This window comes from Rhizobium sp. HT1-10 (assembly GCF_049472505.1).
GTDB lineage: Bacteria > Pseudomonadota > Alphaproteobacteria > Rhizobiales > Rhizobiaceae > Rhizobium.
Genome location: NZ_JBCEBQ010000011.1, coordinates 16,154 through 29,403, shown reverse-complemented (window position 1 = coordinate 29,403; position 13,250 = coordinate 16,154). Strand labels below are relative to the sequence as shown.

Below are 13,250 nucleotides of genomic sequence, written 5' to 3'. Positions count from 1 at the left end.
GATATCGGCGCGGCAGCCATCTGCTGCGCCCTGGCGCTGCTATCTGCTGCGCCCTTGTGGTCAGCCGTCGTCTTCGACGTCGGCTTCCGGACGGTCGCCACCGCTGGCCGATTCGGTCTTCCAGCTGCCATCGGCGGTCTGGTAGCTGATCTCCGCGTCCTGGCCGCCGATCTGCTGACGCTTGGCCGCGTCCTTAGCGGCGTTCAGCGCCTGGGCATGATCCGGAAAGGTTTCCGACCAGACGTCGCCCAGCCGATAGCCCCAGCCTTCGTCGTGTTCGGCAACATGATACGTAACGTGCATGACAACTTCCCTAATTTATTCCACACGCAGCCAGTTCGACATCTAACCGTGGGCGACATTAACTCGCCACCGCACCCGTAGAACCCTGCACCCGGATGGAAATAGGGCTGTCACTGCCAACCTGCAATGGTAGGTGAAGAGTGAGAAGCCTCTGACGTCAGTCGCTACTCGACGAGCAGCCCATCGAACACTTCCAGCATGGCATCAGCGATAGCCTTGCCGAGTGCGGCGCCGTTCTGCTGCAGCCCAGCCTCATCCATGTCGCGGGCCGACAAGGCCAGGGCGGAGCCCTCGTTGCGAACGATTTCTTGCGCGCGTTGGATGGCCCAGAGCGCGAATTCGCTACGGCTATTGATTTCGACGTTGTCCATCTTGGCTCCGATTCGAGACGTCTTGGCTATTGCGTACCGCAGGCGACCTACCCCGGCAACGCCCCCTATCAACAGCCGCCTGGCTGATCAAGGGCAAGGGGGATGCGCCAATTGGTCGAACATCGCGTCCGTCACCTGCCGGAAATAATGGGAATGGGCCGGGATTCAATGCTGTGTCGACTGACCGTGTCAAACTGACCCGTGGCGATCCAGCGCTGTTTACGCGCCAAGGCCACTAGACGAGCCACCCAGAACGTTACATACCTATCGGTACGTAACTCCGACGGAGATCGACAGCTATCATGGCACGTCCCAAGGAATTCGATGCCGACGAGGCCCTGTCCCGCGCAGTTCGTCTGTTCTGGGAAAAGGGCTATGATGGCACCTCGGTCACTGAGCTGACCGAGGCGATGGGCATAACACGGCCCAGCCTTTACGGTACCTTCGGCAACAAGGAAGAGCTTTTCCGCCGCGCTCTGCATTTTTACGATGCGGAATATATGGGCTTCATCTCCGATTCGCTGGCCGAGCCCTCGGCCAGACTGGCCGTCGAGAAATTGCTGCTCGGCTATGTAGACGCCCAGACCCACGGCGAAACGCCGACCGGCTGCCTTGCTCTTAACGGTGCAGTGGCCTGCTCGGACGAAGCCGAGCCGATTCGCAAGACGTTGGTCGATCGGCGCATCGGCATCGAGATCGCCCTTTGCGCGCGCCTGCTGGTTGCCCAGGAGGCCGGCGATTTTCCTAAGGATGCCGACGCCGCCGATGCCGCACGTTTCGTAGTAACGCTGGCGCTCGGCACCGCCTGCCAGGCAAAATCCGGTCGCAGCCGCGCCGACCTCAGGCGGGTCGTTGAAATCGCCCTTACCGCCCACCCCTTTGCCGCCATGCCTACCGTCGGGAGGTGCCAATGACCTTGGCGCCGCCCCGCCCGACGTTCATCCCCGACGACCTCATATGTCGCCCTGACAAATGGAGTTTCCCCATGACATCAAGCTCATATTGTCCCCGACCCGGCTCGAACGATGCCGGACTTTCGATCACCCTCTCTTTCCTCACCGGCTAGCCGCCTTCCTGCGGACGCAGCGCCCGCAGCCTTTCGCAAATTCCCATATTTTTCTTGCGTCGCATTTCGACGGCACCTCCAGCCCTCATAATTTTCGAGGTGGGAAATAGCGGCGGACCATATTCAAAAAGATAGGTCAGGCTCATGCTTTTAGAGGCAGCACTCACACATCTCATCAAGGTCGGCACGTTAACCGTGACCTTTCCAAACGGCAGCGTTCGCGCCTTCGGCACCGGCGGCGAACCCAAGGCGGCCATGACAATACGAACCCGGCGCGCCGCGCGCCGCCTGTTCCTGAACCCGGCTCTGGCGCTGGGTGAGGCTTATATGGACGGCGACCTCGAGCCGGCTGAAGGCAGTCTCTTCGCCACGCTCGATTTCCTGGTGATGAATACGATGCAGGGCGGCAACCATCCGCTCGACAAGCTGATGGAAAAGGTCCGCTGGCTGCGCCGCCACTTCGACCAGTGGAACTTCGCCAGCCGCTCCCGCCGAAACGTCGCCCATCACTATGATCTCGATGCCCGGCTCTATTCGTTGATGCTCGACGAAGACCGGCAATATTCCTGCGCCTATTTCCCGGAGGGCAACGAGACGCTGGAAGAAGCGCAGCTGAAGAAGAAGCTGCATATCGCCGCCAAGCTCCGGCTCGATCGGCCAGGCCTCGAGATCGTCGACATCGGCTGCGGCTGGGGAGGCATGGCGCTCTATCTCGCCCGCGAGTTCGGCGCCAAGGTCACGGGCCTCACGCTCTCCACCGAGCAGCTGCAGGCAGCCCGGGCTCGCGCCAGGGAGGCAGGCCTCGAGGACCGGGTCCGCTTCGAGCTGATGGACTATCGCAACTGGACCAGGCCGGTGGATCGCGTCGTTTCGGTCGGCATGTTCGAACATGTCGGCATCAACCACTTCAAGACCTTTTTCGACACCGTGCGCGGCATGCTGAAAGAGGATGGCGTCGCGCTGATCCATGCGATCGGACGCGCCGATGGTCCCGGCAGCACCAATCCCTGGATCGCCAAGTACATCTTTCCCGGCGGCTATTCGCCTGCTCTGTCGGAGGTCCTCTCGGTGGTCGAGAAATCCGGCCTCTGGGCAACCGACATCGAGGTCCTGCGCCTGCACTATGCCAAGACGCTGGAGCATTGGCGTCAGCGCTTTGCAAGGCATCGGGCAACCCTTGCCAAGCTCTACGACGAGCGCTTTTGCCGGATGTTCGAATTCTACCTCGTCGGCTCCGAACTCGCCTTCCGCCGCATGGGCCATATGAACTGGCAGCTGCAATTGACCAAGCACGTCTCCGCCCTGCCGCTGGCGCGCGACTATATGGTGAGGACCGAAGAGGCGAGGACCGGCCTTCGCGAGCCAGTGGGCATTCCCATGCCGGCCATGACCATGAGGGCGTCACCGGAGGCCGTTCCACGCTGACGGCGAACCGAGGTTTCCGGCCGGAAAATGGACGGAAACCGCCGGGCATTGGGCAATGCCGGTCGATCACTGCGATAGGGCAGCGGCCTCATCCGTTCACCTTTTACGGAGGACGGTTGAAATCCGCAGCCTGGCTATATCTTCCTGAGGACCAGCCCACGGCCCGGCCGCGCGGCAGAACAATCGTCAACGCACGAAATTCGGAGCATCTCCATGGCAACCCAATCCCCCGTTCAGGCTGAAAAAACAGTCCCGGCCCCTCGCGACCAGCACCTGCGCGATATGGCCGATTGCATCCGCTTCCTGTCGATGGACGCCGTGCAGAAGGCAAAGAGCGGCCATCCCGGCATGCCGATGGGCATGGCCGATATCGCCACGGTCCTGTTTTCCGAATTCATGAAGTTCGATGCCGCCGACCCGCACTGGTTCGACCGCGACCGATTCCTGATCTCCAACGGCCACGGCTCGATGCTGCTCTACAGCCTGTTGTACCTGACCGGCGTCAAGGAAATGACCATCGACGAGATCAAGAACTTTCGCCAGATCGACAGTCGTACGCCGGGCCATCCCGAATACCACCATGCCCCCGGCATCGAGACCACCACGGGCCCGCTCGGCCAGGGACTGGCGAATTCTGTCGGCCTTGCCTTTGCCGAGCGCATCATGAACGCCAAATTCGGCGACGCGCTCGTCGACCATTTCACCTATGTGTTCATGGGTGACGGCTGCCTGATGGAGGGCATCAGCCATGAGGCCGTCTCGCTCGCCGGCCACCGCAAGCTTGGCCGGCTGATCGCCTTCTTCGACAACAATTCGATCACCATCGACGGCGCCGTCAATCTGTCCGAATCCGACGACCAGGTGGCCCGCTTCCGCGCCTCCAACTGGCATGTGCAGGAAATCGACGGTCACGACACCGACGCCATCCGCGCCGCCATCATCGAGGCCCAGAAAGTCACCGACAAGCCGTCGATGATCTCCTGCAAGACGGTCATCGGCTTCGGCTTCCCGACCAAGGCCGGCACCCAGAAGGCGCATAGCGACGCACCGGGCGAGGAAGAGATCGCCGGCGCCCGCCGCCTGCTCAAGTGGGACGCCGCGCCTTTTGAAATCCCGCAGCCGCTGCTCGATGCCTGGCGCGCGATCGGCGCCAAGGGACGCGACGCCCGCATGGCCTGGGCCGATCGCGTGAAGAATGCGCCAAACGGCCAAGGCGACGATTTCGACCGCCGGATGAAGGGCGAATTGCCGGCCGATTGGAAAAAGGCGGTGACGGCGGCAAAGACCGAATTGCTCGGCAGCGAAAAGGATCTGGCCACCCGCCAGGCGAGCGGCATCGTCCTCAATCATCTGTTCGACGCCATCCCCGAGATGCTCGGCGGCTCGGCCGACCTCACCCCGTCGAACAACACCAAGGCAAAGAACCAGATCGAGATCCCGGCCGGAGAGTTCGAGGGCTCCTATATCCACTACGGCGTGCGCGAGCACGGCATGGCAGCGGCGATGAACGGCATCGCCTTGCATGGCGGCCTCGTTCCCTATGGCGGCACCTTCCTGACCTTCTCGGACTATTGCCGCCCCTCGATCCGCCTGGCTGCCATGATGGACGTGCGCACCATTTTCGTCATGACCCATGATTCCATCGGCCTCGGCGAAGATGGGCCGACCCACCAGCCGGTCGAGCATCTCAGCGCATTGCGCGCCATTCCGAAGCTCGCCGTCTACCGCCCCGGCGATTCGATCGAAACCGCGGAGTGCTGGGAATCCATTCTCAATCAACCCCGCCAGGCGGCGCTGATCGCCCTCTCCCGCCAGCCGATGCCGCTGCTCCGGCGTGATCCCGGCACGGAAAACCTCTCGGCCAAGGGCGGCTATGTGCTGCTCGAGGCGGAAGGCGGCCCCCGCAAGCTGACGATCCTCGCAACAGGCTCCGAACTGCACCTGGCCGTGCAGGCGAGAGACATGCTGCAGGGCGAAGGCATTCCGACGGCTGTCGTCTCCATGCCTTGCAGACTGTTGTTCGAGAAGCAGGATGCCGCCTACAAGGCGTCCGTGCTGGGCGAAACGCGCGCCCGCGTCGCCGTCGAGGCGGCCGTTCAGGACAGCTGGGACCGCTACATCGGCCTCGACGGAAAGTTCGTCGGCATGCATGACTTCGGCGCATCCGGCAAGATCGACGACGTCTACCGGAAGTTCGACATCAACGCCGAAGCCGTTGCCCGGGCCGGCCGCGAAGTCGTGAGCAGCCTCGGAGCGTAATAGCGCCTTGGCAGCAGCCCATCGCAAAACAAATGCCGCCGTAATGGCGGCATTTTTATTGACATAATAGGGTCGGACGATCGACCGACGCCGATATCAGAGATAGGGCGAGTAGGTGCCAGCGGAATCGAAGCTGGATCGGCGGGCTGCCGCCGCAGCGTTGCTCTCCCGTCGCTCGGCCACCCGCACGGATTCCTGGAACAGATCGTCGAGACGGGTCCGTTCGGCGGCCATCAGGGCAAAAGCGCGATCGATGCGGGCGATCTGGTGCCGATGCTTCTGCATCAATGCCTGGAGCGCCTCCTCCGACATCGACGCTTCAGTGCCTGCCGGCCGTATCGTCATGCGCTCGCCGACATTCTCCTGGTAGGCCGCCAGCGACAGGCCAACCTTGCGCAGTTGCTGTCGCGTCGTCTGCGAGTTCTCGTTGGCGATCAACAACCTTATAGCGCTGACCAGCAGAGGCTTTCGAAATGGCAGATCGCCGATGTCGACCACGTCGAGGCCGAGATGGGCGAGCTTCAGGTATCGCAGGAACTGATCGACGAGATCGCGGGCCTCCCGCAATACCTCGGCGTCGCCCTGTGAATTGGCGCTTGCGTGAAAATTCTGTCTCTGCTGGGTCGGGTTCATCTATGTCACCATCCTCATCGATGGCTTTAACGTGGTGTCAACCATAAGGTTTCCCGCAATCGCGCGGTTTTCCCTGAGCATCTGAATTTAAGAACGCTGCAACGCCATTTCTTTGCCCAGCGAGCCATGGACGGAAGAAATCTGGCCCCGCCATTGCCCACCGGCATCTCCTCATCGAACGAGCACGAACACTCATGACGCGCTTTTCGCGACGGCGCGTGGAACAACTCATCCGCGTACTGGTTTAGAAGGTGGCACCAACGATCAACAAAAATTTTAAACGAGGAAACACCAGATGAAGAAGATTTTGCTGACGTCGATCGCAGCCCTGATGACCACATCGGTGGCCTTCGCACAGAGCCAGACGCCGACGACATCGCAGGACACCCCGGCCGTCGCAACGCCCGCGACCACCAATGCCGGCGCGCCTGTTCAGGGCAAGAACAGCTTCACTGAGAGCCAGGCAAAGTCGCGCATTGAAGCCGCAGGCTTCGCCGACGTCATGGACCTCAAGCTCGATGACCAGGGCATCTGGCGTGCGACCGCCAACAAGGATGCCAAGCCTGTTCAGGTAGCGCTCGACTACCAGGGCAATGTCGTCCAGGCCAAGTGAATTCATCAAGAACAACAATTTAGGAAGGAAATACAATGAGAAACGTCACAGGTCTGTTTGACAATTACGATGACGCCAAGGCTGCTGTTGGACAGCTCGAAGCTGCCGGCATTGCCTCCAAGGACATCAGCATCGTCTCCAACAACGGCAACGGCCGCACGGTTGAAGAGCATGGCAACCACGCAGCCGAAGGCGCAGGAACCGGTGTTGGCATCGGCGCCGTTGCCGGCGGCGCGGGCGGCCTGCTGACCGGCCTCGGCATGCTTGCCATCCCGGGCGTTGGCCCTGTCGTGGCCGCCGGTTGGCTGGTCGCAACGCTTACCGGCGCAGTGGCCGGTGCCGTGGTCGGCGGTGCCGCAGGCGGCGTCGTGGGAGCTTTGGTGAGCTCCGGCGTGCCTGAAGAAGACGCCCATGTCTACGCTGAAGGCGTTCGCCGTGGCGGCACCCTGGTAACCGCTCAGGTTGAAGAAGATCAGGCCATTTCCGCAGAAGCCATCCTCGACCGCTCGCGCCGCGTCAACGTCACCGACCGTCGCACAGCCTATACCGCTGACGGCTGGAACAAGTTCGACGACACGCTCGACCCCTATACGCCGACCCAGGTCGACGCCGAGCGCAATCGCTACGGCACCAATAATCCTCGCATCTAATCTGCGACGGGTGAAATAGAGAGCCGGCCCTTTGCGGCCGGCTTTTTTTGCATCAGGCTGATTGCCGGTGGAATGGTCGGGAACGAAACCGCGACGTCTTGGTTTGGATAGGAGTATCCCCCATGACCGGAGCGCCCGATGGCCAAGAAACCGACGAACAGCTTTGTTTCCGACAAGGTGACCATTCACGACCAGACCCTCAGCCGTGGCAACGGCGGTGAGCTGCATCAGATCGCGGAAGGCGATACGCCTGTTCTTACCACCTCGCAGGGCGGCCCTGTGTCCGACGACCAGAACACGCTGAAGGTCGGCGCCCGTGGCCCTGCCCTGATCGACGATTTCCATTTTCGCGAGAAGATGTTCCACTTCGATCACGAGCGAATCCCGGAACGCGTCGTTCACGCGCGTGGCTATGGCGCGCACGGCTATTTCGAGACCTATGAATCGCTTGCCGATTACACGCGCGCCGATCTCTTCCAGAGGCCTGGTGAAAAGACCCCCGCCTTCGTCCGCTTTTCGACCGTTGCTGGTAGCAAGGGCTCCTTCGACCTTGCTCGCGACGTGCGCGGCTTTGCCGTCAAGATCTATACCAAGGAAGGCAACTGGGACCTGGTGGGCAACAATATCCCGGTCTTCTTCATTCAGGACGCAATCAAGTTCCCTGACGTCATCCATGCGGTCAAGCCGGAGCCCGACAAGGGTTTCCCGCAGGCCCAGTCCGCCCATGACAATTTCTGGGACTTCATCAGCCTGACGCCGGAAAGCATGCACATGATCATGTGGGTGATGTCCGACCGCGCCCTCCCCCGCTCCTTCCGCTTCATGGAAGGCTTCGGCGTCCACACTTTCCGTCTCGTCAACGCGGCGAACGAATCGACCTTCGTCAAATTCCACTGGAAGCCAAAACTCGGCCTGCAGTCGGTTGCCTGGAACGAGGCCGTCAAGATCAACGGCGCCGATCCGGACTTCCACCGCCGCGACCTCTATCAGGCGATCCAGTCGGGCAACTTCCCGGAATGGGAACTCCAGGTGCAGCTTTTCGACCAGGACTTCGCCGACAAGTTCGATTTCGACGTGCTCGACGCGACCAAGCTCATCCCGGAGGAAATCTTGAAGCCCGTTCCGGTCGGCCGGCTGGTGCTTGACCGTATGCCGGACAATTTCTTTGCGGAAACCGAGCAGGTCGCCTTCATGACCCAGAACGTTCCCCCCGGCATCGACTTCAGCAACGACCCGCTGCTCCAGGGCCGCAACTTCTCCTATCTCGACACCCAGCTGAAGCGCCTCGGCGGCCCTAACTTCGCCCATATCCCGATCAACGCGCCAAAATGTCCGTTCCACAATTTCCAGCAGGATGGCCATATGGCCATGCACAACCCGACTGGACGCGCCAACTACCAGCCGAATTCCTGGGGCGAAGGTCCGCGTGAATCGCCGACGGCCGGCTACCGCCACTTTCCATCCGAGGAACAGGGCCAGAAGGTGCGCCTGCGCCCGGAAAGCTTCGCCGACCACTACAGCCAGGCGCGGCAGTTCTACATCAGCCAGACGCCGCCGGAGCAGCGCCACATCGCCGCTGCGATCACCTTCGAGCTCAGCAAGGTGCTGACCCCGGTGATCCGCGAGCGGGTGGTCTCTCATCTTCTCAATATTGATGAGACGCTGGCGACGACCGTTGCGCGCAAGCTCGGGCTGCAGACAATGCCGAAGCCGGCCGATGCCGCTGTCGCTCCCCGCCAGGATCTGGATGAATCGGAGGCACTCAGCATTGCCAAGAACGGGCCGATGCGTTTCGAAGGTCGCAAGCTCGGCATTCTCGTGACCGATGGCGCCGATGCGGCAATGGTCAAGGCAGTCGTCGATGCCGTGGTTGCTGCCAAGGCCGATTTCGAGGTCATCGCCCCGAAGGTCGGCGGCGTTACCGTCTCCGACGGCAAGTGGCTCCAGGCCCATCAGATGATCGATGGCGGCCCCTCGGTTCTCTACGATGCCGTGGTGCTGTTGACTTCGCCTGAAGGCACCGAGGAACTGGTACAGGAGGCGACTGCCCGCGATTTCGTGGCCGACGCTTTCTCCCACTGCAAGTATATCGGGTACGTAGAGGCCGCTCTGCCTCTCCTGCAGAAGGCTGGAATTGCCGATACGCTGGACGAGGGCACCATCAGCCTCTCCGGCAGCAAGGACGTGGCGAGCTTCTTCGAGGAGATCGGCAAGCTTCGCGTCTGGGCCCGTGAACCATCGGTGAAGCTGTCATAGGCTTTCAGCTTCCGTCTTGAAGAGGCCACGCAGATTGTTTTGCGTGGCCTTTTTTCTGCGCGATATTTGCGAAATGCTGCGATTGTTTACATATATGAGCCATATTGCGGCACGATCGGAGATTAGGCGCAAAATTCGAACAGTGCGTTTATATATCCGGCCTTCAACTGCTGTGCGCGCATCCATACATGCCGTCCAGCAGGCGCCCCGCCGCGCGAAGCACGCTTCGTCGCCGAGTAACGGGGAGCCTGTCACCGAAGCCTGACTATCGGAGATATTGACATGGCATGTTGCGATTATTTTGAGCAGTCCCAAAGGGACGACACGATCGGCGAAGGCGAAAAGGATTACCGCGAACATGTTGCCGCCCAGAAGATCTCGTTCGGCGAAATCTTCGTGGTCGTCGCGGCGGTCGTCATGCTTGCCGGCATGAGCATGATGCACCAGACCCCGACGGCCGATGGCCGCATAACGGGATCTATCTCGTCGAGTTACAGCACGGCACCGCTTGGCGGCTCCGACAGGTGCGACAGCGATCGCCACTTGCTGACGCAAAGCTGCGAGCGGTAATCGGAAGCTGTGGCCCTAGAAAGGATCGAGCGTCCCGAACACCGACACCAGCCCGACAGCCGCAAGGCCGAGCAGGATTTCGACGACGCTGGCCAAGCGGATCGCCCGAATGGCGGCCGCAGGATTGCGGGCGATGATTGGCACGAAGACATAGCGGTTGACGACGGCAAGACCGGTCATGACCATAACGGCGGCGATCTTGAGGCTCAACATCAGCTGATAGGGTGCTGACCAGTCTGTCGGCCAGCGCCCGAGCACCATCCAGCTATTGACAACCCCGGTCGCAACGACCAGCACCACGGCACCGTGACCCGCACTTGAAAAGCGTCGAAGCGCCAGTTGTGCCGGTCCATGCAGTTCGGCGACATCGAGCATTTTCATGACGACGAGAAAGGGCAGCAGGGCCCCCAGCCAGGCTCCACCGCTGAGCAGATGAACGATGTCGTTGCTCCGCTGCGCAATCCGCTGCCACCCCTCCCCCATCGAGGCATGACCGGTAAGCGACAGCGTCGCAATTGCCATTGCTGCACAGACGGCAACGGCTGCCATCCGATGCTTCCGCCCGACGGCGAAGGCCAGCAACAGGGCGACGCCGGCGGCGGCTTGTGCCTGCCAGGCGGCGCCAACGCTGCTGTCGAACAGCACCGCGCCAAGCGTCTCCCAATCGACGGCATCGCCCCAGCCGCTGCCGATCGAGGCTGCCTGCAGCGGCAGCGTCACGACCGTGGTCGCCAGCGACAGGACGGCAGCGCCAACCGGCAGTGATCTTAGCCGGCTTACTGTCTCTGCCTGAAGCGAACGGGGCAGAAGGAAACCAATGAAGGCTGCCGTCCCCCACAGCACCAGCAAGGCGCTGTCGTGAAGGAAGCGGCAGATCTCGATCGCCGTGGTCGGCGCGATCAAGGCTTGACGACGAAACCGAAGGAGCCGCTCGTCTTGTGCCCGTCTGTCGACAGCACATGCCATTTGACGGTGTAATCGCCTGCCGGCAGCGCTCCTAGAACCGGGACTGTCAAGCCGGTATCCTTGTCCGACAACGCTGCCTCACCGGTCTTGACCACGGCCTTGTCCGGGCCGGTAACTTCCACGCCCGAAAATTTCAGGTTGAGGGTTTCGGTGAAGCTCAGGTTCAGCGTCTTTGGAGCCGCAGCGACCATGCTCTTGTCGGCAGGCATCGATGCCTTGAGATGAGCGTGAGCAAAGGCATCGCCGGCGATGGCAACGGTGGACAAGACGATGAAGGCGGATGTTACGACGCGATTGAACATGACGGTTCCCTGCGGCACACTGGCGGTTCCGCGTAATGTAGCGCGGATGCTGGCCGATCAAGGTAGGAGCTATATCTAAAGCCCCGGGGATCGGCTAGCGTTCTCCTCATGCGCTTGGCATCTCGCCATGCCCTGGTGACGTTATGCCGCAAGGCATTGCGTCTCTCGGGATGATGCGCGAATGCTGCTGCAAGACAGGAACAGGCTGGCGCGGCACCGCCGAAGAATGAAGGCACTTATGGCAGGCAGGGAATACGACGAAAGGCGGCGGCGGGAATACCGCGATATCGGTGGCATTCCCACCTATGCGATCGGGGACATCCATGGCCGCTACGACCTGCTCGTCGCGCTCGAGACGGCGATCGCTGCCGACGCAGACCAATTTTCCGGACCGAAGTTGCTGATCACGCTCGGCGACTATGTCGACAGGGGTCCGGATTCCGCAAGGGTGATCAGCCACCTGATGGCGCCCGCCCCGGCCGGCTTCGAGAGAATCTGCCTGACAGGCAATCACGAGACAGCGATGCTGGACTACGTCGACGGAGAGATCACGCTGACGCAATGGCTGGCCATGGGCGCCGAGCCGACCATGCTTTCCTACGGCTTGGATTACAGCCACCTGGTCCGGCAATATCCGTCAGCCCGCAGGCTAGATGAATTCATTCGAGGCTCGCTTCCCGCCGAGCACATCGCCTTTCTAAGGGATATGCCGATCCTGCTGGACACTCCGAACGTGCTCTTCGTTCACGCCGGCATCAACCCGCATGCCTCGATCGCCGAGCAGAGCGACCAGGATTTGGTTTTCATCCGGAACCGCTTTCTGAAAAGTCGCGCGCCGTTGCCGAAGCTTATCGTCCATGGCCATACGCAGGTGAAGACGCCAGAGGCGCAGGGCAAGCGTCTGAATCTTGACACCGGGGCCTATCATTCCGGAAGCTTGTCAGCCGCCCGTTTTCATAACGGCACCGTTCACGTCCTATCGACGTGAACCATTTCAATTGCCCAGCGAACCCGGCTGGTTGAAGGGCGCGCCTGCCATGTGAGCGTGCTTGTCCTCGCCGCTGGCAGCGGGTTCGCCGACCATGATCGACACGCTACGCTTCGCCTGCTTCCACACGAGAAAGCCGACGCATAGAAAATACCCCAATTGCAGCAGTATCAACGCTGCGATCGATTCGAGAAGGGTTACGACGAGCGATCCCGTCATCCAGTACGTAACGATCGCAAAAACAATGATCGTTACGAACATGCCAGCGAACACGCGTGGCGCACTCATGATTGTCACCTTGAAATAAGTTTCGTTTCCGAGCCAATCGAATACAGTAACGTTATCTTTCCGCCGGCATTCGACTCTATTTGATCAAGCCGTAGAATTCAATGATACGGCCGTTCTGTTCGCCATGAAGATGCTCGGGAACGATAAATTTTTTGTTTAATCCCATCGCATAGCTTGGAAGAGCACGACGAAAAGTTGCGTCAATATTAATTAAGTCTCTACAACGGCGCCTTGTTATTGATCGCGAAGCTAACCCGTCGTAAACCATTCGCCTCCCCGTCCGGAGGAAATGGCACGGATTGCGACTGCCTCACGCCACAACCATCGATCAAATATTGTTACCAAGTGACGACCTCGCTACAGCAAGAGTGCGACGCAATAAGTACGGTGCAGCGCAGCAAAAATCGTTAAATTTTAACGCTGTCGGTAGCGGGCATGGCGTATTTCGTTGTATCATTCGGAATTTACAAAGTCTATTTGATGTAAATCTCACCGCATTGTCCGATGCATTACGTATATTTTTATTATATCGCTGCTTTTAGCACAAAATTAAGCAAACT

At 60.6% G+C, this 13,250-nt stretch carries 14 protein-coding genes; 8 read left to right on the top strand and 6 right to left on the bottom strand.

Annotated elements, in window-relative coordinates:
- Nucleotides 1-60: 60 nt before the first annotated feature.
- Entirely contained in the window at nucleotides 61-303 is a 243-nt protein-coding gene (locus VH564_RS22200) for a DUF2188 domain-containing protein (RefSeq protein WP_423342032.1), read from the bottom strand.
- Between the two features lie 164 nt (nucleotides 304-467).
- Nucleotides 468-674, bottom strand: a complete 207-nt coding sequence (locus VH564_RS22195; RefSeq protein WP_423342031.1) for a hypothetical protein — start codon at nucleotides 672-674, stop codon at nucleotides 468-470.
- A 302-nt stretch (nucleotides 675-976) separates the two neighbouring features.
- Here VH564_RS22195 and VH564_RS22190 point away from each other — a divergent pair, with 302 nt between their 5' ends.
- From VH564_RS22190 to tkt, 3 genes are all read left to right on the top strand, one after another.
- Nucleotides 977-1,588 carry a TetR/AcrR family transcriptional regulator gene (locus VH564_RS22190; RefSeq protein ID WP_423342030.1) on the top strand — a complete coding sequence of 204 codons (612 nt, stop codon included), beginning with the start codon at nucleotides 977-979 and terminating at the stop codon, nucleotides 1,586-1,588.
- 296 nt (nucleotides 1,589-1,884) lie between these two features.
- Nucleotides 1,885-3,165, top strand: coding sequence for a class I SAM-dependent methyltransferase (locus tag VH564_RS22185; RefSeq protein WP_423342029.1), 1,281 nt, complete (start codon nucleotides 1,885-1,887; stop codon nucleotides 3,163-3,165).
- 213 nt (nucleotides 3,166-3,378) lie between these two features.
- Nucleotides 3,379-5,424 carry a transketolase gene (tkt, locus tag VH564_RS22180; protein WP_423342028.1) on the top strand — a complete coding sequence of 682 codons (2,046 nt, stop codon included), beginning with the start codon at nucleotides 3,379-3,381 and terminating at the stop codon, nucleotides 5,422-5,424.
- 96 nt (nucleotides 5,425-5,520) lie between these two features.
- Here the strand turns inward: tkt and VH564_RS22175 are convergent, their stop codons facing one another.
- Complete coding sequence (locus VH564_RS22175; RefSeq protein WP_423342027.1) at nucleotides 5,521-6,057, bottom strand: hypothetical protein; 537 nt, start codon at nucleotides 6,055-6,057, stop codon at nucleotides 5,521-5,523.
- 295 nt (nucleotides 6,058-6,352) lie between these two features.
- On the opposite strand from VH564_RS22175, the gene VH564_RS22170 reads away from it, so the two are divergent.
- The 4 genes from VH564_RS22170 (at nucleotide 6,353) to VH564_RS22155 (ending at nucleotide 10,146) form a co-directional block, all read left to right on the top strand.
- Entirely contained in the window at nucleotides 6,353-6,670 is a 318-nt protein-coding gene (locus tag VH564_RS22170; RefSeq protein WP_423342026.1) for a PepSY domain-containing protein, read from the top strand.
- Between the two features lie 35 nt (nucleotides 6,671-6,705).
- On the top strand, nucleotides 6,706-7,320 hold the full coding sequence (locus VH564_RS22165) for a general stress protein (protein ID WP_423342025.1): 615 nt from the start codon (nucleotides 6,706-6,708) through the stop codon (nucleotides 7,318-7,320).
- A gap of 138 nt (nucleotides 7,321-7,458) precedes the next feature.
- Nucleotides 7,459-9,576 carry a catalase gene (locus tag VH564_RS22160; protein WP_423342024.1) on the top strand — a complete coding sequence of 706 codons (2,118 nt, stop codon included), beginning with the start codon at nucleotides 7,459-7,461 and terminating at the stop codon, nucleotides 9,574-9,576.
- A gap of 282 nt (nucleotides 9,577-9,858) precedes the next feature.
- Nucleotides 9,859-10,146, top strand: coding sequence for a hypothetical protein (locus tag VH564_RS22155; RefSeq protein WP_423342023.1), 288 nt, complete (start codon nucleotides 9,859-9,861; stop codon nucleotides 10,144-10,146).
- A gap of 15 nt (nucleotides 10,147-10,161) precedes the next feature.
- On the opposite strand, the gene copD is transcribed toward VH564_RS22155, so the two are convergent.
- Both copD and copC read right to left on the bottom strand, forming a co-directional pair.
- Nucleotides 10,162-11,049: a copper homeostasis membrane protein CopD gene (gene copD, locus VH564_RS22150; RefSeq protein WP_423342022.1), complete on the bottom strand. Its 888-nt coding sequence runs from the start codon at nucleotides 11,047-11,049 to the stop codon at nucleotides 10,162-10,164.
- On the bottom strand, nucleotides 11,046-11,414 hold the full coding sequence (gene copC / locus VH564_RS22145; protein ID WP_423342021.1) for a copper homeostasis periplasmic binding protein CopC: 369 nt from the start codon (nucleotides 11,412-11,414) through the stop codon (nucleotides 11,046-11,048). Before copC ends, copD begins: the two co-directional genes overlap by 4 nt.
- Nucleotides 11,415-11,652: 238 nt before the next feature.
- On the opposite strand from copC, the gene VH564_RS22140 reads away from it, so the two are divergent.
- Nucleotides 11,653-12,402, top strand: a complete 750-nt coding sequence (locus tag VH564_RS22140; protein ID WP_423342020.1) for a metallophosphoesterase family protein — start codon at nucleotides 11,653-11,655, stop codon at nucleotides 12,400-12,402.
- Nucleotides 12,403-12,408: 6 nt separating this feature from the next.
- Here the strand turns inward: VH564_RS22140 and VH564_RS22135 are convergent, their stop codons facing one another.
- Nucleotides 12,409-12,690, bottom strand: coding sequence for an exopolysaccharide production repressor protein (locus VH564_RS22135; protein WP_423342019.1), 282 nt, complete (start codon nucleotides 12,688-12,690; stop codon nucleotides 12,409-12,411).
- Nucleotides 12,691-13,250 lie beyond the last annotated feature (560 nt).